Below are 17,683 nucleotides of genomic sequence, written 5' to 3'. Positions count from 1 at the left end.
GCGGCGCCGGGGACATCGTCGTCTCTGCTTGTCTGAAGCGCTACGGCTGCGGCAGCTCGCCCATCTGCGAGACCAGCGCGTCCAGCAGAGCGGGGTCGTTCGCGAGGGGCACGGCGATCAGGAGCATCACGATCACGAAGACGACCACGGCGCTGACCAGCGGCACCCAGAACACGATCTTGCGCTGCCTGGCGCGCCGCCAGGTCAGCGCGGCGGCGATCAGCCAGCCGAAGCCGTAGACGACCGCAGCCCCCACACCCCACCAGCGCGCACCGGCCGGGTCGGAGAACTCCGCGTCGATGCCCATCGCCTCGAACGCGTCGTAGAACGTCGACGGGAGCTGCGTGAGCTCCGGGACCATCCGGATGACCGAGAACAGTCCCCAGGCGAGAAGGAACACTGCGGCGAACACGTCGATGCGGCGTGCCCGCGTCAGGGGTTTCGGGCTTTCGTCCGTCCCCGTGGTGGGCGCTGCCGCTGTGGCTTGCGAGACCTCAGGTTCCTGCCGAGGCTTCGGTTCCTGCCGCGGCGGTTCGTCCGGCAGCGGATTCGAGTCGATACGACGGCGCTGCTCCTCGGGCGTCGCATACTCGCCGTATGAGGGGCGCGTCTCGCTCATGCCGCGGCTCCGGCCCGGCCGCCCCGTGGCTCGCCTTCACCGCGCAGCTCCTTGGGGAGCGAGAAGATCAGATCCTCCTCGGCGGTGCGCACTTCCTCGACATCGGCGTAGCCCGCATCGGCGAGCTCGTCGAGCAGCTGCTGCACCAGCACATCCGGCACCGACGCGCCACTGGTGATGCCCACCGTCTCGACCCCGTCGAGCCATTCCTGGCGCACCTCGTCCGCGTAGTCGACGCGGTACGCGGCCTTAGCGCCGTACTCCAGCGCGACCTCGACCAGACGCACGCTGTTCGACGAGTTCGCCGAACCGACGACGATCACGAGATCGGAGCCGTGCGCGACCTTCTTGATCGCGACCTGCCGGTTCTGCGTTGCATAGCAGATGTCGTCGCTCGGGGGATCCTGCAGGTTCGGGAACCGCTCCCGCAGTCGGCGCACCGTCTCCATCGTCTCGTCGACTGACAGTGTCGTCTGCGACAGCCACACCAGCTTCGACGGGTCGTCGACCTCGACCGTCGCCGCCTCATCCGGGTTGTTCACGATCGTGACGTTGTCCGGTGCCTCACCGGCCGTGCCCTCGACCTCCTCGTGGCCTTCATGGCCGACGAGCAGAATCTGGTAGTCGTCTCTGGCGAAGCGCTTGGCCTCGCGGTGCACCTTCGTCACGAGCGGGCACGAGGCATCGATCGCCTGCAGGCCGCGATCCGACGCCGCTTCGACGACAGCGGGAGACACTCCGTGCGCGCTGAAGACGACGTGCGCACCCTCCGGAACCTCATCGACCTCTTCGACGAAGATCACCCCGCGCGCTTCGAGTTCGCGCACCACGTGGATGTTGTGCACGATCTGCTTGCGCACATACACCGGGGCGCCATACCGGTCCAGCGCCTTCTCCACCGTGATCACCGCCCGGTCGACACCCGCGCAATAGCCGCGGGGCGCGGCCAGCCGGACGCGCTTGTGTCCGAGGACCTCGTTATCCTGGAGGCGCTCACGACGGACCGGTACACGCGGTACGGGCAACGAAACTGCGGTGGAGTTCACCCGCCCAGTCTACGGGCGGCACTTGAGCATCGGCCGATATCCGAAGCGACGAGAGGCAGACGATGACCACCTTCAGCACCGAGCCGGTGCCGGGTCAGGCTCCCCCGCCCGACAGCGTCGCACCATCGGAGTCCTCCTCCGACGCTCCGACGTCCGTCGAACGGCTCGGCAGAACCATCCGTGGCTTCATCGAACGCTGGGGCTCGCTCTGGGTCGAGGGCGAGATCACGTCATGGAACGTGCGCGCCGGCGCCACGTTCGGCCGTCTGAAGGATCTCCAGACCGACGCCCACATCTCGGTGCGGGTGTGGTCGAGCGTGCGCAGTCGCCTGCCGGCCGATCTGAAGGTCGGCGACCACGTGATCGCGAACGTCAAAACGGACTACTGGGTCAAGGGCGGGGAGCTGGCCTTCCAGGTCAGCTCCATGCGCCACGTCGGGCTCGGCGACCAGCTCGAGCGGCTCGAGCGGCTGCGAGCACAGTTGAAGTCCGAGGGACTGTTCGACCCTGCGCGAAAGAAGCCCGTCCCCTTCCTGCCCCATCGCATCGGCCTCATCACCGGCGAGCGCAGCGACGCCGAGCGCGACGTGCTCCGCAACGCCGAGCTGCGTTGGCCCGAGGTGAACTTCCGCACCGAGCACGCGGCGGTGCAGGGCGACCGCTGCGTGCCCGACGTGCTCGCAGCCCTCGAGAAGCTCGAGGCCGACGACTCGGTCGATGTGATCGTGATCGCGCGCGGCGGGGGTGACCCGCAGACGCTGCTCGGCTTCAGCGATGAGCGCCTGCTGCGCGCTGTTGCGGCCGCGACCACGCCCGTCGTCAGCGCCATCGGCCACGAGAACGATCACCCGCTGCTCGACGACGTCGCCGACCTGCGCGCGTCCACGCCCACAGATGCCGCCAAGAGAGTGGTCCCGGATGTCGGGGAGCAGCGCGCCCTCATCGCCGAGCTGCGCGCGAGGGCGAAGATGCGTCTGACGCAGCGCATCACGAACGACCTCGCCCAGCTCGAACAGATGCGCTCGCGCCCCGCACTGCGCGAGCCCGACCGGATCATCCGCGACCGCGCACAGGACGTGTTCCTACAGGTATCGCGCGGCCGCGAAGCCGTCGATCGCGCATTGCGACAGGCGGAGGCGCGCACAGGAGAGCTCCGCGCATCGCTGCGCGCTCTCTCCCCCGCGTCGACCCTCAGCCGCGGCTACGCCATCGCCCAGGACGAGGCCGGCCGGATCGTGCGCGAACCGGCCCAGGCCCCGGCCGACACACGACTCATCCTCACAGTCGAGCATGGCTCGATCGCCGCCGTCTCGCACGGCAGCGTCGATGCCTCGCCCGTGGCGGCGCCGACCGGATCGGAAGAATAGAATGGCTACGATGACGGATCATCCTGCCCCCGCCGACGTCGCCTCGCTCTCCTTCGAGCAGGCGCGCGATGAACTCGTCCGCGTCGTGTCCGAACTCGAGCAGGGCGCGGCCACGCTCGAGCAGTCGCTGTCGCTCTGGGAGCGCGGAGAGGCTCTCGCCGCGCGCTGCGAGGAGTGGCTGCGCGGCGCGAAGAGCAGGTTGGAAGCCGCAAGGCCAGAGGCCGCCGCAGAGGCCGAGTGATGGCGAACGGGGCATCCGACCAGCAGGCCGCAGAGGACATCGCAGCGCAGAAGGCCGCTCGCTCGGCCGCGTACCGGAACAGTCAGAACGTCCGGAACCTGATCATCGCACTGGGCGTCACCCTGCTGATCGTGGTCGTGGTGATGCTCGGCGTTCCCCGCGGAACGTCCCCCGAGCGCCCCGAAATCGATGTGGCGGCCATCGCCGACAACGCTGAAGAGGCGTACGGCCATACTCCGTTGGTCGCCGACCTTTCGACCGGATGGGGCGTCAACGCCGCCGAGGTCTCCCCCTCGACGGTCGTGTCGTGGAAGGTCGTGCATCTCACCCCCGATGAGAAGGACTACGTCACGCTTGTGCAGGGCTTCGACGGCGACGAGACCTGGGCGGCGCAGGAGCTCTCGGGCGCTCGCGCCGACGACACCACGACCATCGACGGCGTGGAGTGGAGCGTGTACGACATCGGCGGCGCACAGAGCGACTCCCCCGTCTCGTACGCCATCGGCACAGCGCTCGGCGACGGCTATGTGCTGCTGTACGGCTCGGCGCCCGCCGACACCACAGCCGAGATGGCGAGCCTGCTCTCCGATCAGATCCATGACAGCCTCGCCGCAGGCGACCAGGAGGAGGACGCGACATGATCCCCGCAGACGTCTGGAACCAGATGCTCGACGGCAACCGACGGTTCGTCGAGAACGCCCCTGAGCACCCGCACCAGGACGCCGGTCGCCGCAACGAGCTCGCCGCATCCCAGGCACCGCGAGCTGCCCTGTTCGGCTGTTCCGACTCCCGGCTGGCAGCAGAGATCATCTTCGACATGGGGCTCGGCGACCTGTTCGTCGTCCGCAACGCCGGACAGGTGACGGGCGAGTCGATCATGGGGTCGCTCGAGTACGCGGTCGAGGTCCTCAAGGTGCCGCTGATCGTGGTGCTCAGCCACGACGCGTGCGGGGCCGTCCGCGCGGCGATCGACAGCTTCGACATCGACAAGGAGCCGCTGCCTCCGTACATCTGGCGCCTGATTGCGCCGATCGTGCCCGCTGTGCAGTCCGAGCTGCGCGCAGGCAGCGACGAGGGCGTCACACACGAGACGGTGAGCGCCGAGAACGTCGGACGACGCCACCTCGAGCAGACGGTCGCGTCGATCCTGCGCCACTCCGAGCTGATCAGCGAAGCCGTGGCCGAGGGCCGCCTCGGCATCGTCGGCGCCAACTACCGCCTCGCAGAGGGCAAGGTCGAGCCGCGCGTCGTCGTCGGCGCGGAACAGTGAACTGCCGCAGGGATGCGGCCTGAGGTAAGGAGAGACATGTCCGAGACCGAGTACCGGATCGAGCACGACACCATGGGCGAGGTGCACGTCCCCAAGGACGCTCTGTACCGCGCCCAGACGCAGCGCGCCGTCGACAACTTCCCCATCTCGGGCAAGGGCCTCGAGACCCGCCACATCCACGCCCTTGCACGCATCAAGAAGGCGGCCGCGCTGGCGAACAAGGACCTCGGCACGCTCGACGGCGGAATCGCCGACGCCATCGCGTGGGCGGCCGACCAGATCGTCGCCGGCGGCTATGAGGCGGAGTTCCCCGTCGACACGTACCAGACCGGCTCCGGCACCTCCTCGAACATGAACATGAACGAGGTGCTCTCGACGCTCGCCACCGAGAAGCTCGGCAGCGAGGTGCACCCGAACGACCACGTCAACGCATCGCAGTCGTCCAACGACGTGTTCCCGACGTCGGTGCACGTCGCCGTGACGGAGGCGCTGCTGCGCGACCTCGTTCCCGCGCTCGATCACCTCGCGAAGGCGTTCGAAGCGAAGGCCGAGGAGTGGAAGCCGGTCGTGAAGTCCGGCCGCACCCACCTCATGGACGCCACTCCCGTCACTCTGGGTCAGGAGTTCGGCGGCTACGCCCGCCAGATGCGCCTCGGCATCGAGCGCGTCGAGGCGACGATCGGCCATGTCGCCGAGGTCCCTCAGGGCGGCACGGCCACCGGCACCGGAATCAACACGCCCCAGGGCTTCCCGCAGAAGGTCATCGCGAACCTCGTCGCTGAGACGGGTCTGCCGCTGACCGAGGCGGTCGACCACTTCGAGGCGCAGGCGAACCGCGACGGCCTCGTCGAGGCATCCGGGGCCCTTCGCACGATCGCCGTGTCGCTGACGAAGATCAACAACGACCTGCGCTGGATGGGTTCCGGTCCGAACACGGGGCTCGGCGAGCTGCACCTCCCCGACCTGCAGCCGGGGTCGTCGATCATGCCTGGCAAGGTCAACCCGGTCATCCCCGAGGCCACGCTGATGGTCGCCGCCCGCGTCATCGGCAACGACGCGACGGTCGCGTGGGCCGGCGCATCCGGTGCATTCGAGCTGAATGTCGCCATTCCCGTGATGGGCACGGCGCTGCTGGAGTCGATCCGGCTGCTCTCGAACGCCTCCCGCACGCTGGCCGACAAGACTGTCGACGGGTTGCAGGCGAACATCGAGCGCGTCACCGCGCTGGCGGGCATGAGCCCCTCGATCGTCACACCGCTGAACGGTCTGATCGGCTACGAGGCCGCAGCGAAGATCGCCAAGCACTCGGTCGCCAAGGGCATCACCGTCCGCGAGGCCGTCATCGACCTCGGCTACGTCGAGCGCGGCGAGATCACCGAGGCGCAGCTGGATGAGAAGCTCGACCTCCTCTCCATGACCCACCCGGGCTGATTCGCGCCCTGGCACGCCTCTGGCTACGTTGTCGTCGGTCAGGGCACTCTCGGTGCCCTTCCCTCCTCCGCCTTCCCAGAGACGCACCAGTGCACGAATTCGCTGAAGCGGGGCGGTGAGGATCCTTCCTCACCGCCCCGCTTCGTGCGTCCTGGGTTCCGAACTACGCCAGCTCCCCCGTCTCCAGCAGGTTGGTCACCAGCGCCGCGATCGCCGAACGCTCGCTGCGGGTGAGGGTGACGTGGGCGAACAGCCCGTGGCCCTTCAGCGTCTCGATGACGCTGGCAACACCGTCATGGCGGCCGACCCTCAGATTGTCGCGCTGCTGCATGTCGTGCGTGAGCACCACCTTCGAGTTCTGCCCGATGCGGCTGAGCACCGTCAGCAGCACGTTCCGCTCCAGCGACTGCGCCTCGTCGACGATCACGAACGCATCGTGCAGCGAGCGTCCCCTGATGTGAGTGAGCGGCATCACCTCGATCAGCCCGCGCGCCATCACCTCGTCGAGCACGTTCTCCGAGACGACGGAGCCGAGAGTGTCGTACACCGCCTGACCCCACGGGTTCATCTTCTCGCCCTGGTCGCCCGGCAGGTAGCCGAGCTCCTGCCCGCCGACGGCGAACAGCGGCCGGAAGACGATGATCTTCTTCTGCTGCTGGCGCTCCAGCACCTGCTCGAGCCCGGCGCACAGTGCCAGCGCCGACTTGCCGGTACCGGCCTTGCCGCCGAGCGAGACGATGCCGACTTCCGGGTCCTGCAGCAGATCGATGGCGATGCGCTGCTCGGCGGAGCGGCCGTGCAGACCGAACACGTCGCCGTCGCCGCGCACGAGCTTGAACTCTCCGTCGCCCACGATGCGCCCGAGTGCCGATCCGCGCTCCGACTGGATGACCAGCCCGGTGTTGATCGGCAGGCCGGCCGCGTCCTCATGCACGCCGACCTCGGCGTCGTAGAGGTCGGCCATGTCGTCGCCAGAGAGCGCGAGCGAGGCGACCCCCGTCCATCCGGAGTCGACGGCCTGCTCGGCCAGATACTCCTCTGCCTGCAGCCCGATCGATGCGGCCTTCACGCGCATCGGCAGATCCTTCGAAACGACCGTGACGTCCTGCCCGTCCTGCTGCAGGTGCGAGGCGACCGCGAGAATGCGACTGTCGTTGTCGGCCAGCCGGATGCCGCGGGGCAGCACCTGCTGATCGATGTTGTTCAGTTCGACGCGGAGGGTTCCCTCCCCCACGGAGACGGGGAAGTCGAGCCGCCCATGTTCGATGCGCAGGCCGTCGAGGTAGCGCAGCGCTTGTCGCGCAAAATAACCGAGCTCCGGATCGTGCCGCTTGCCCTCGAGCTCGCTGACGACGACGACCGGGATGACGAGCGAATGCTCCGCGAAGCGGAACAGAGCGCGTGGATCACTCAGCAGAACGGAGGTGTCGAGCACATACGTCCGCAACCGCTGATCGGCCGCGTCATGCGCTCCCTGCTCGTTCGTGCGCGAGGACTGCTGCGTGTTGATCGTGGTCACAACCCACTCCCGCCCCGGGAACCTGCCCGGCTTCTACGAGTCGACCGTGGGTTCGCGAGTCGCTTCCGTGAGGCCGACTCGAACGGGCGCTCTGCCCGATACCTGTGAAGCTACGCCCCACCGGCGACCTTCATCGGCGCGATGCTGGCGTGTCGCGTGACGTATCCGTGAACGTCGTGTGGCTGGCATGTGCACGGCGCAGGCGATCCGGACGACCGGCCGGCTCGACGCCGCGGGACCACGCGGTCGAAGCGATGCCGGAGCACCCGTTCGGCCGCGCTGTGTCAGAGCGATCGGAGCCGCGGCGGCCTACTTGCCGAAGCGTCGCTCGCGCGTGGTGTAGTCACGGATGGCGCGCAGGAAATCGATCTCACGCAGATCCGGGCCGAGCGCCTCCATGAAGTAGAACTCGCTGTGCGCGCTCTGCCACACGAGGAAGTCGCTGAGGCGCTGCTCGCCGCTGGTCCGGATGACCAGATCCGGATCAGGCTGACCGCGCGTGTAGAGATGCTCGCCGATCGTCTCCGGCGTGAGACTCGCTCCGAGCTCGTCGAGGCTGCCGCCGTTCGACGAGTGCTTCTGGATGATCTGCCGCACGGCGTCGACGATCTCGTACCTGCCTCCGTAGCCGGCCGCGAGGTTGACGTGCAGGCCGACGTTCGCCGCCGTCAGCGTCTCGGCATCGCGCAGCGCATCCACGAGGTGCTCCGGCAGGTTGTCGGATCGCCCCACGTGCTGCACGCGCCAATCGCCTCGGCGCGAAAGCCGACCAGCGAGGCCCGCGATGATCTCGATGAGGTCGGTGATCTCCGTCGCGTCGCGCTTGACGACGTTGTCGTTCGAGAGCAGGTACAGCGTCACGACCTCGACGCCGATGTCGTCGCACCAGGCGACGAACTCCTCCATCTTCGACGCGCCGGCGCGGTGCCCGTGAGCGGCCGTGTCGAAGCCGAGCTGCCTGGCCCAACGTCGGTTGCCATCGATGATCATCGCCACGTGGTGCGGCACCGTTGCGCGATCGATCTGGCGCTTCAGCCGCGCGTTGTAGAGCCGATAAAGGAGGCCACGCCCCTCAGTCGACCGCTTGCTCGTCACCCTCCTACGGTACCCGGCCGCGCTGTGCATCCGTTAGCCATCGCGATGAGCAGCCCGCCATGTGCGTGATTCGGCATGTGCGAATGCGTAGGCTTCGAAGATGGCACGCTCCCGACGCGCACCCGATGTTCCCCAGCTTCCGCTGATCGATGCCGAGGCCAACGCACCCCTGAGCGAGGAGAAGCCGTCGTGGCGCGGCTGGATCCACGCTGGCACGTTTCCGGTCGCCATCGCAGCAGGTATCGTGCTGATCAGCCTTGCGCAGGGTGCCCCGGCGAAATGGGCATCAGCCGTGTTCATGGCATCGTCGCTGATGCTGTTCGGCAACTCAGCCGTGTATCACCGGTTCAACTGGGGGCCGCGCACCAAGGCCGTGCTCAAGCGCATCGACCACGCGAACATCCTGCTCCTCATCGCGGGAACCTACACCCCGGTCGGCGTGCTCGCGCTGCCGTTCGGGAACGGCGTGCTGCTGCTCAGCATCGTGTGGGCGGGAGCGATCCTCGGCATCCTGTTCCGCGTGCTGTGGATCGGCGCGCCGCGCTGGCTCTACGTCGCGCTCTATCTCGCACTCGGGTGGGCTGCCGTGATGTACCTGCCGCAGCTGTTCGAAGCGAATCCTGCCATGATGATCCTGGTGATCGTCGGCGGCCTGCTCTACTCACTCGGTGCCGTCGTGTATGCGCTCAAGCGCCCGAACCCGTCACCGAACCACTTCGGGTTCCACGAGATCTTCCATGTCTGCACTGTGCTGGCGTTCCTGTGCCACTGGACGGCCGCCCTGCTGCTCGTGCTCGACCCGCCGTTCCACGGCCCTGCGGCCTGATCTGCTCAGGGCCCGGATGCTGGAGACGCGCTCAGGAAGCCGGTTTGTCCGGCGCGGCGTCTCCTGGCTCGGCGTCGTCGGCATCGCCACCGGCTTCCGGATCGCCGTCGTCGTCGGTCGCTTCGTGCGCAGCCGCTTCCTCCGCATCCAGCGCCAGGCGCGCCTCTTCGCGGTACCGGGCGCGCCGCACGCGCCGCAGCATGTCGAATGCCAGCAGCCCGACGGCGATCGCCAGCAGCGCGATCGTGATGAACCCCGCGGGGCCGGGCGTGACCAGGTCGGGGTCGACGGTCATCGTCGGCGTCGGCGTCGGCTCGGGCGTCGACACCGCCTGGAGTACGTGCATGGATTGCCTCTCTGAGCGGCGTAACCTAGTGGTATCAGCCTATGCCGCCCCGGCCTGGAGAACCTTGTGACGACGACCCAGCAGTTGCTCGACGAACGCTACGGCCGCGTGCGTCGGCGCGGCCGCGTCCGCGCGTTCTGGGTGGTCGTCATCGCGGGCGCTCTGGCGCTGACCGGGTACCTCGCCTGGCACACGATCTCGAGCGCGGTCAGCACAGTGAATGCAGACGACCTCGGATTCGAGGTCGTCGACGAGACGACGACATCGCTGTCGTTCCAGTTCACGGCCCCGGTCGATCGCGACGTGGCCTGCATCCTCACGGCGCTCGATGAGGAGTTCGGCACGGTCGGTTGGAAGGTGTTCGAGTACGCCGCCGACGGCGATCACGCCCAACGGCATACCGAGGAGATCCCCACGCTCGCCGAGGCGACGACGGGTTTGGTGAAGTCCTGCTGGGTGCTCTAAGCTCTTCGAAAGCTACTTGCTCGACGCCTCGGCCACAATGCCGGGGCGTCTTTCGCATCCGGTATTCGCTTAGAAGGGAAATGCCGTGTCTGACTCAACCTTCCTCACTCAGGATGCCTACGACCGTCTCACCTCAGAGCTCGAAGAGCTCTCGACGACGGGCCGTGAGGAGATCGCCAAGCGCATCGAAGCCGCCCGCGAGGAGGGCGATCTGCGCGAGAACGGCGGCTACCACGCTGCCAAGGACGAACAGGGCAAGCAGGAAGCACGCATCCGCACACTGCAGTCGCTGCTCAAGGACGCCTCGGTCGGCGAGGCGCCCGAACTCAACGGCACCGTGCAGTCCGGCACGGTCGTGACCGCTCTGGTGCTGGGTGACGAGGAGCGCTTCCTGCTCGGCAGCCGCGAAATCGCCGGCGGCACCGACCTCGACGTCTACAGCGAGAAGAGCCCGCTGGGCGGCGCGATCCTCGGTCTCGCCGAGGGCGAGAGCACCACGTACGAGGCCCCGAACGGCAAGCAGATCCCTGTGGAGATCGTCAAAGTCGAGTCCTTCGAGGGCTGAACGGCGCGGGGCGCGCACAGCGCGTCGTTCCGCACACTGTGAGATCGAGCGGTTCCGGATGTTCGCAAGAGCATCCGGAACCGCTCTTTCGCGTGCCTGGTCCGCTCGGCGGAACCTGGCTCAGATGCTGTGACGGCAAGGCGGAGGAGAGAAAGGGCACCGAGAGTGCCCTGACCGACGACAACGCCGCCAGCGCAGTTCCCGACTACCGCGAAGCCGGGCTCAGGTGCTGTGATGGCAAGGCGGAGGAGAGAAAGGGCACCGAGAGTGCCCTGACCGACGACAACGCCGCCAGCGCAGTTCCCGACTACCGCGAAGCCGGGCTCAGGTGCTGTGATGGCAAGGCGGAGGAGAGAAAGGGCACCGAGAGTGCCCTGACCGACGACAACGCCGCCAGCGCAGTGCCTGAGCCCGGCTCAGTCTGGGAGGACTTCTGGGGTGAAGCCTGCGTCCCTCAGCGCCTGCAGGACGAGTTCGCGGTGCTCGGCGCCGCGCAGCTCCACGGAGATCTGCAGATTCACCTCGCTGACCTGCAGCCCCTGGCCGTGGCGGGTGTGCAGCACCTCGATCACGTTCCCTCCCGCGCCGGCGATCACCTGCGAGACCATGACGAGCTGGCCAGGCCGGTCGGGCAGCGGGATCCGGATCGTCATGTACCGGCCGGAGGCGGCAAGCCCGTGCGACATGATGCGCTGCAGCAGAAGCGGGTCGATGTTCCCGCCGGAGAGAATCGCGGCGGTCGGGCCCTGGGAATGCACCTTGCCGGCCATCATCGCGGCGACGCCGACCGCTCCTGCCGGCTCGACGACGACCTTGGCGCGCTCCAGGAGCGCCAGCACGGCGCGCGCGATGTCATCATCGGAGACGGTGACGACCTCGTCGACGTACTCGCGGATCGTCTCGAACGGGATCTCGCCCGGCCGTGCGACGAGGATCCCATCCGCGATCGTCGGCTTGGTGGTGATCTCGACCGGATGCCCCGCCTCGAGCGATACCGGCATGGGCGCGGCGTTCTCCGCCTGCACGCCGATGATCCGCACCTCGCGCCCTTCGGCCTTCGCGCGTGCCTTGGCGGCCGCGGCGACACCGGCGATGAGCCCGCCGCCGCCGACACCGACGACGATCGTCTCGACATCCGGAACGTCATCCATCACTTCGAGACCGAGCGTGGCCTGCCCGATCACGATGTCACGATGGTCGAACGGGTGGATCAGAATGGCGCCGGTGCGCTCTGCATGCTCGGCCGCGAGGCGCAGCGGCTCGGCCACGGTGTCGCCCTGGAGCACGACCTCGGCGCCGTAGCCACGGGTGGCGAGCAGCTTCGGCACGGGAACACCGAGCGGCATGTAGATCGTCGCGGAGATGCCCAGCTCCCGTGCGGCGAGCGCGACGCCCTGGGCGTGATTGCCCGCCGAGGCGGCGACCACTCCCCTGGCGCGTTCCTCCGCGGTGAGATGGGAGAGGCGGTACGTCGCTCCCCTGACCTTGAACGAACCCGTGCGCTGCAGATTCTCGAGCTTGAGGCTGACGGGCACACCCATCACCTCGGAGAGATGCTGGGAGTTCTGCGTCGGTGTGTGTTCGATGACGCCGGCAAGGCTGCGCGCGGCGTCCTCGATCTCAGCCAGCGAGGGAATTCGTGCGACCGCCTGGTGTTCGGGTTCGACCGTGGTCATGCCTTGTTCCCTTCTCCCTGTTCTCTGTCATTCAGAAGTTTCTTGGGCACCGCGCTCCACAGCAGGGAGCCGTCCGGCTGATGCCCTGTGCGCCACGAGCCGCTTGCGATCGTGACAGCGACGACGTTGACGAACGCCGCAACCGGCACGGCGAACAGCGCCCCGGCGATCCCGCCGATCATCGCTCCGCCGGCGACGACGAGCACAACGGCGATCGGGTGCACCTTCACTGCCGATCCCATCAGCAGCGGCTGCAGGATATGGCTCTCGATCTGCTGCACGACGAGCACGACGGCGAGCATCGCCACCCCGAGCCAGACACCACCGGTGAACAGCGCCAACAGCACCGCGATCGCGCCCGTGACGATCGCGCCGATGAACGGCACGAACGCACCGAGGAAGACGAGCACAGCGGTCGGAATGGCGAGCGGGACCCCGAGGAGGAACGCACCGAGACCGATGCCGATGGCGTCGATGGTCGCGACGATCACCTGCGTGCGGGCGTAGTTGATCAGTGTGCGCCAGCCGTTGCGTGCCGACGCGTCGACGGCGTCGCGGGAGACACGGGGAAAGAGCTTGAGCGTCCACTTCCAGATCGGCTCGCCGTCGGCGAGCAGGCAGATCAGTACGAAGAGGGCGATGAGCATGCCCGCTCCCACGCTGCCGAGAGTGCTTCCGACGGTGAGTGCTCCGCTGAGCAGGAAATCGGCCTGATCCCGGATGAAGTCGCCGGTCTGGCCGAAGAACTCGCTGATCTGCGCGTCGGTGACGATGCCGGTGGTGAGAAGCCACTCATGGGCTTCGTCGATCATCTGGGTCGCCTCGTCGCGGACCTCTCCCGCTTCCTCGGTGATCTGCCAGATCACCATCGTGAGCAGGCCGGTCACGATCCCGATCAGTCCCACCACGGTGATGGTGATCGCGATGATGCGCGCGCGGACGAAACGGCGCAGCGGCTCGTACACGGGCCAGACGAGTGCCGTCAACAGGATCGCCACGAGCAGCGGAATCACAAGCTGCTTGAACATCACGACCGCGGCGACGGCGACGCCGATCAGCGCGATGATGAGCAGCAGCCGCCACGAATACGCGGCTCCGATGCGCAGCCCCGCGGGGACGTCGTCGCTTTCGCGCCGCGCTCCGCTCGGAGAGGATGGCTCGTCCTTCGACCGGAGCAGATCCCAGAATCCGCGCCTGGAGGTCTTGTCGCTCATCTCAGACAGTCTAGGCCCGCGCATATGCGCCAGCCGTGATGTTCGGTCTCACCGCTGATGTCGGAGGCTGTGAGTAGCGTGGGAGCATGGCGACGATACAGACGCTCAGCGCGGCTCAAGCACGACGGATCGCACTCGGTGCCCAGGGGTTCTCCGGCGCACGGCCGGCGAGCGTCGGCGTGCGCCGGCTGCACGCGGGTCTCGAGCGCATGGGCGCGCTGCAGATCGATTCCGTGAACGTGTTCTCCCGCACGCACTACATGCCGCATTTCTCGAGATTCGGCCCGTACGACCGCGATCGGCTCGACCGGCTCGTGCTGTCCTCCGGCGGTCGCTACGTCGAATACCGCGCGCACGAAGCGGCGTTCGTGCCTGTCGAGGACTGGCCGATGTGGCAGTTCCGGATGGAGCACTTCCGCCAGCGCTTCGGATCGCCGGGAGGATGGGCGCACGCGCACGCCGCCGTGCTCGATCGTCTCCGCGACGAACTGGCGGCGCGAGGCCCGCTGCGCCCGGCCGAGATCGACCCCGAATCGGAGCGCGGGCGCCGGGGGCCGTGGTGGGACTGGGACGATGTGAAGCACGGCCTGGAGGTGATGTGGCTCACCGGCGAAGTGGCGATCGCCGGAAGGCGCGGTTTCGAGCGCCGATACGCACTCGCCGAGCACGTCGTGCCGCCCGAGCATCTGCACCGGGAGATGACGCCGCCGGACGCGATCCGGGAGCTGACGCGGCGGGCGGCACAGGCGTACGGCGTGGCCACCACCGCAGATCTCGCCGACTACTACCGGCTGCGCGCACGAGAGGTGGCGCCCGCGGTCGACGACCTCGTCGCGTCGGGCGAGCTGACTCCGGTGCGCGTGCCGGAATGGGAGCGTTCGGGGCGCGCGCAGTCCGCGTGGCTGCACCGCGATGCCGTCGTGCCGAGGCGCATCGAGCGCACCGCCCTTCTGACTCCCTTCGATCCCGTGGTCTGGTTCCGCAGCCGCGCCCTGCGCACCTTCGGCCTCGACTACCGGATCGAGATCTACGTGCCCGCGGCGCAGCGTCGCTACGGGTACTACTCGCTGCCGGTGCTCGTCGACGATCGCATCGCGGCGCGCATCGATCTCAAGGCCGATCGCTCAGGCTCGCGTCTGCTCGTGCAGTCGGCATGGTGGGAACCCAGCGCCCGGGCGGGGGACGCCGAGCGCATCGCGGACGAGCTCCGTCTTGCCGCCGACTGGCAGGGTCTGGAGACAGTATCCGTGTCGACATGGGGCGACGCGACCGACGAGCTGGCCGCAGCGCTGGGCCGAGCGGATCGCCATGACCCCCCGCGCGCAGCCAGCGTCGGGCAGCAGGTCAGCGACCGGCCGCGACTCAGGGCGTAACACGAATTCGACACGCACTATCGCCATAGCTATCTTCGGAGGGTTCCAGACCTTCAGGAGTCCCCATGCGCATCCCCGCCCGAATCCTTGCCACGGCCGCCATCGCAGGCATCGCCATCACCGCCACGGCGTGCGGCGCGTCGAGCGACGACGACGCTCCGAGCGACGACAAGACGAATATCAGCGTGGGCTTCAACCCCGGGCCGTACCGCGAATACTTCGAGGGCGGCATCGTGCCGCTGCTCGAGGAAGAGGGCTTCGCCACCGAGTCGATCGATTTCACAGACGGGATCACGACGAACGCCGCTCTGGGTCAGGGCGAGGTCGACGCCATCATCATGCAGCACGAGACCTACCAGAACTCGATCAACGAGCAGGAGGGGCTGAGCAACCGCATCCTCGTGCTCGTGCCGACGGCTCCGATGGGATTGTTCGGCGGTGCCGCCTCGTCGCTCGACGACGTCGCCGAGGGGTCCACCGTCGCCGTTCCGAACGAGCCGGCGAACATGTACCGCGCGCTCAACGTCCTGGAGAAGGTCGGCTGGGTCGAGCTCAGCGACTCGATCGACGCGGCCACTGCGTCGCCTGCGGACATCACGGAGAACGTCGCGGGCATCGAGCTCGTCCCGATGGAGAACGCACAGCAGGTCTCGTCGCTCTCCGACGTCGATTTCTCGGCGATCCAGGGCAACTTCATCATCTCGGGCGGTCTCGACCTGACCGCCGCCCTCGCGCTCGAAGACCTCGGCGAGGAGTTCACCGTCGGCGTCTCGGTCGATGAGAAGAACCTCGACACCCCGTGGGCACAGGCACTGAAGGACGCATTCACGTCGCCCGAGTTCGCCGAGTACATCGCCGGCGACCCGCAGTACGACGGCTACACCATCCCGGCTGATCTGCAGGCAGCCGCAGAATGACGCTGTCCCCCCGCGACGACGAGCCTTCAGAGGCCATCGTCGAATTCGCCGCGGCCTCTCGCGTGTTCGGCACGGGAGAGGCCGCGGCGGCCGCCGTTGACGACGTCTCGCTGGAGATCGCCCGCGGCCGCATTTTCGGCGTGATCGGCCACAGCGGTGCAGGCAAGAGCACTCTGATCCGGATGATCAACGGCCTCGAGGCCCCCACCTCGGGCACCGTCACCGTCGACGGGGTCGACATCGCGTCGTTGGTCGGCGGCACGCTCCGCCAGGCGCAGAAGCAGACAGGCATGATCTTCCAGCAGTTCGAGCTGCTGCAGACCATCACGGTGCGCGACAACGTCGCGATGCCGCTGCGGCTCGACGGCGTCAAGCGCGCCGAGGCGGTGCGGCGTGCCGATGAGGTGCTCGAATTCGTCGGCCTCGCGAACAAGGCCGATGCGCACCCTGCCGATCTCTCCGGCGGGCAGAAGCAGCGCGTCGGCATCGCCAGGGCGATCATCCGGCGGCCTCGCGTGCTGCTGTGCGACGAGGCGACCAGTGCCCTCGATCCGACCACGACGACGCAGATCATCGACCTGCTCCGGCGCATCAACGCGGACTTCGGGACGACGATCGTCGTCGTCACGCACGAGATGGACGTCATCAAGGACCTCTGCGAGGAGGTCGCCGTGATGTCGGCCGGCCGTGTCGTCGAGCGCGGCAGCGTTCTCGACGTGTTCGTGCACCCCCGCCACGCGGTCTCGCGCGCATTCGTCGGCACCGTGATCCCGAACGAGCTGCCGGAGCGCGTGAGCGACCGGCTCGATCAGCGCAACCTGCTGCAGCTGCTCCTGCTCGACGATCAGGTCACCGCACCGATCATCTCGACCCTGATCGCCGAGATCGGCGTGGGCGTGAACATTCTGCACGCCGATATGACCGAGGTGCAGCGACACACGGTCGGGCAGATGGTCATCCAGCTCGAGGGCGACGCCGAGCGGATCTCCGCCGCGCGATCCTACCTGGAGAACGAGGTCGTCTCGGTGACGGAGGTGGCGGCATGAACGACGACCGGATCACGCTGATCACGACAGAGCAGTTCCTTCAGGAGCTCGCCGCCACGCTGTACATGGCGGGTGTCGCGCTCGCCATCGGCTCCGTGCTGGGCCTTCTGCTCGGCACAACCGTCGTGCTCACCCGCCGCGGCGGCATCCTGCCGAACCGCCCCGTCTACCTCGTGGTGAACACGGTGGTGAACCTGGTGCGCTCGCTGCCGTTCATCATTCTGCTGGTCGCGATCCTGCCGTTCACGCGGCTGCTGGTGGGCACATCGATCGGCACGACGGCTGCGATCGTGCCGTTGACGATCATGATCGCGCCATTCATCGGACGGCTTGTCGAGAACTCGCTGCTCGAGGTGCCGGCGGGCGTCATCGAAGCGGCACGCTCGATGGGTGCGACGCCGTGGCAGATCTTCATCCGGTTCCTGCTGCCTGAGGCCCGCGGCTCTCTGATCCTGGCGCTCACGACCGCATCGATCGGCCTCATCGACGCCACAGCGATGGCCGGCACGGTCGGCGCCGGCGGTATCGGCGACCTCGCCATCTCGTACGGCTACCAGCGCTTCGACGGCGTCGCGATGCTCGTCACGGTCATCACGCTGATCGTCATCGTGCAGCTCGTGCAGTGGCTCGGCAACTCGCTGGCCCGACGGGTGCGGAGGCGCTGACG

Annotated in this window: 19 protein-coding genes; 12 read left to right on the top strand and 7 right to left on the bottom strand. The window is 67.8% G+C overall.

What is annotated here, in order from left to right:
- Window positions 1-40: 40 nt before the first annotated feature.
- Together CIK77_RS04020 and CIK77_RS04015 are read right to left on the bottom strand one after the other, a co-directional pair.
- On the bottom strand, window positions 41-619 hold the full coding sequence (locus CIK77_RS04020) for a DUF6264 family protein (protein WP_087056181.1): 579 nt from the start codon (window positions 617-619) through the stop codon (window positions 41-43).
- On the bottom strand, window positions 616-1,665 hold the full coding sequence (locus CIK77_RS04015; RefSeq protein WP_087056180.1) for a 4-hydroxy-3-methylbut-2-enyl diphosphate reductase: 1,050 nt from the start codon (window positions 1,663-1,665) through the stop codon (window positions 616-618). The genes CIK77_RS04020 and CIK77_RS04015 overlap by 4 nt, the downstream gene beginning before the upstream one ends.
- A gap of 62 nt (window positions 1,666-1,727) precedes the next feature.
- On the opposite strand from CIK77_RS04015, the gene xseA reads away from it, so the two are divergent.
- The 5 genes from xseA to CIK77_RS03990 are packed head-to-tail and all read left to right on the top strand — an operon-like array spanning window position 1,728 to window position 5,974.
- A complete protein-coding gene (gene xseA / locus CIK77_RS04010) occupies window positions 1,728-3,032 on the top strand; it encodes an exodeoxyribonuclease VII large subunit (protein WP_087056179.1) in 1,305 nt (434 codons plus the stop codon).
- 10 nt (window positions 3,033-3,042) lie between these two features.
- The gene (locus CIK77_RS04005) at window positions 3,043-3,273 is read left to right on the top strand and encodes an exodeoxyribonuclease VII small subunit (protein WP_087056338.1); all 231 of its coding nucleotides are present in this window, start codon (window positions 3,043-3,045) and stop codon (window positions 3,271-3,273) included.
- Window positions 3,273-3,914 (top strand): DUF4245 family protein, encoded by a 642-nt coding sequence (locus tag CIK77_RS04000; protein ID WP_087056178.1) that lies wholly within the window; start codon window positions 3,273-3,275, stop codon window positions 3,912-3,914. Before CIK77_RS04005 ends, CIK77_RS04000 begins: the two co-directional genes overlap by 1 nt.
- The gene (locus CIK77_RS03995; RefSeq protein ID WP_087056177.1) at window positions 3,911-4,543 is read left to right on the top strand and encodes a carbonic anhydrase; all 633 of its coding nucleotides are present in this window, start codon (window positions 3,911-3,913) and stop codon (window positions 4,541-4,543) included. The genes CIK77_RS04000 and CIK77_RS03995 overlap by 4 nt, the downstream gene beginning before the upstream one ends.
- A 36-nt stretch (window positions 4,544-4,579) precedes the next feature.
- Window positions 4,580-5,974: a class II fumarate hydratase gene (locus CIK77_RS03990; protein WP_087056176.1), complete on the top strand. Its 1,395-nt coding sequence runs from the start codon at window positions 4,580-4,582 to the stop codon at window positions 5,972-5,974.
- 163 nt (window positions 5,975-6,137) lie between these two features.
- Here CIK77_RS03990 and CIK77_RS03985 read toward each other — a convergent pair whose 3' ends face one another.
- Window positions 6,138-7,484 carry a PhoH family protein gene (locus CIK77_RS03985; RefSeq protein ID WP_249268716.1) on the bottom strand — a complete coding sequence of 449 codons (1,347 nt, stop codon included), beginning with the start codon at window positions 7,482-7,484 and terminating at the stop codon, window positions 6,138-6,140.
- A gap of 318 nt (window positions 7,485-7,802) precedes the next feature.
- Window positions 7,803-8,618 carry an isoprenyl transferase gene (locus tag CIK77_RS03980; RefSeq protein WP_170934230.1) on the bottom strand — a complete coding sequence of 272 codons (816 nt, stop codon included), beginning with the start codon at window positions 8,616-8,618 and terminating at the stop codon, window positions 7,803-7,805.
- A gap of 70 nt (window positions 8,619-8,688) precedes the next feature.
- Here CIK77_RS03980 and trhA point away from each other — a divergent pair, with 70 nt between their 5' ends.
- The gene (gene trhA, locus CIK77_RS03975) at window positions 8,689-9,414 is read left to right on the top strand and encodes a PAQR family membrane homeostasis protein TrhA (RefSeq protein WP_087056173.1); all 726 of its coding nucleotides are present in this window, start codon (window positions 8,689-8,691) and stop codon (window positions 9,412-9,414) included.
- 31 nt (window positions 9,415-9,445) lie between these two features.
- Here trhA and CIK77_RS03970 read toward each other — a convergent pair whose 3' ends face one another.
- Window positions 9,446-9,760 (bottom strand): hypothetical protein, encoded by a 315-nt coding sequence (locus CIK77_RS03970; protein WP_087056172.1) that lies wholly within the window; start codon window positions 9,758-9,760, stop codon window positions 9,446-9,448.
- A 66-nt stretch (window positions 9,761-9,826) separates the two neighbouring features.
- Here CIK77_RS03970 and CIK77_RS03965 point away from each other — a divergent pair, with 66 nt between their 5' ends.
- Together CIK77_RS03965 and greA are read left to right on the top strand one after the other, a co-directional pair.
- Complete coding sequence (locus CIK77_RS03965) at window positions 9,827-10,225, top strand: DUF4307 domain-containing protein (protein ID WP_087056171.1); 399 nt, start codon at window positions 9,827-9,829, stop codon at window positions 10,223-10,225.
- 85 nt (window positions 10,226-10,310) lie between these two features.
- Window positions 10,311-10,790: a transcription elongation factor GreA gene (gene greA / locus CIK77_RS03960; RefSeq protein ID WP_087056170.1), complete on the top strand. Its 480-nt coding sequence runs from the start codon at window positions 10,311-10,313 to the stop codon at window positions 10,788-10,790.
- A 416-nt stretch (window positions 10,791-11,206) separates the two neighbouring features.
- Here the strand turns inward: greA and ilvA are convergent, their stop codons facing one another.
- Both ilvA and CIK77_RS03950 read right to left on the bottom strand, forming a co-directional pair.
- Window positions 11,207-12,466 (bottom strand): threonine ammonia-lyase, encoded by a 1,260-nt coding sequence (gene ilvA, locus CIK77_RS03955; RefSeq protein ID WP_087056169.1) that lies wholly within the window; start codon window positions 12,464-12,466, stop codon window positions 11,207-11,209.
- A complete protein-coding gene (locus CIK77_RS03950; RefSeq protein WP_170934229.1) occupies window positions 12,463-13,680 on the bottom strand; it encodes an AI-2E family transporter in 1,218 nt (405 codons plus the stop codon). Before CIK77_RS03950 ends, ilvA begins: the two co-directional genes overlap by 4 nt.
- Window positions 13,681-13,766: 86 nt before the next feature.
- On the opposite strand from CIK77_RS03950, the gene CIK77_RS03945 reads away from it, so the two are divergent.
- From CIK77_RS03945 to CIK77_RS03930, 4 genes are all read left to right on the top strand, one after another.
- Window positions 13,767-15,053 (top strand): winged helix-turn-helix domain-containing protein, encoded by a 1,287-nt coding sequence (locus CIK77_RS03945; protein WP_087056167.1) that lies wholly within the window; start codon window positions 13,767-13,769, stop codon window positions 15,051-15,053.
- Between the two features lie 65 nt (window positions 15,054-15,118).
- Entirely contained in the window at window positions 15,119-15,970 is an 852-nt protein-coding gene (locus CIK77_RS03940; RefSeq protein ID WP_087056166.1) for a MetQ/NlpA family ABC transporter substrate-binding protein, read from the top strand.
- On the top strand, window positions 15,967-17,016 hold the full coding sequence (locus CIK77_RS03935) for a methionine ABC transporter ATP-binding protein (RefSeq protein ID WP_087056165.1): 1,050 nt from the start codon (window positions 15,967-15,969) through the stop codon (window positions 17,014-17,016). The genes CIK77_RS03940 and CIK77_RS03935 overlap by 4 nt, the downstream gene beginning before the upstream one ends.
- Window positions 17,013-17,681: a methionine ABC transporter permease gene (locus tag CIK77_RS03930; RefSeq protein WP_087056164.1), complete on the top strand. Its 669-nt coding sequence runs from the start codon at window positions 17,013-17,015 to the stop codon at window positions 17,679-17,681. Before CIK77_RS03935 ends, CIK77_RS03930 begins: the two co-directional genes overlap by 4 nt.
- The last annotated feature ends 2 nt before the right edge of the window (window positions 17,682-17,683 follow it).

Origin of the sequence: Microbacterium sp. JB110, from assembly GCF_003335195.1 — a bacterium.
In the GTDB taxonomy this organism is placed as follows: Bacteria; Actinomycetota; Actinomycetes; order Actinomycetales; family Microbacteriaceae; genus Microbacterium.
The sequence above is the reverse complement of the archived record's forward strand: the minus strand, read 5'-3'. Positions and strand labels throughout refer to the sequence as shown.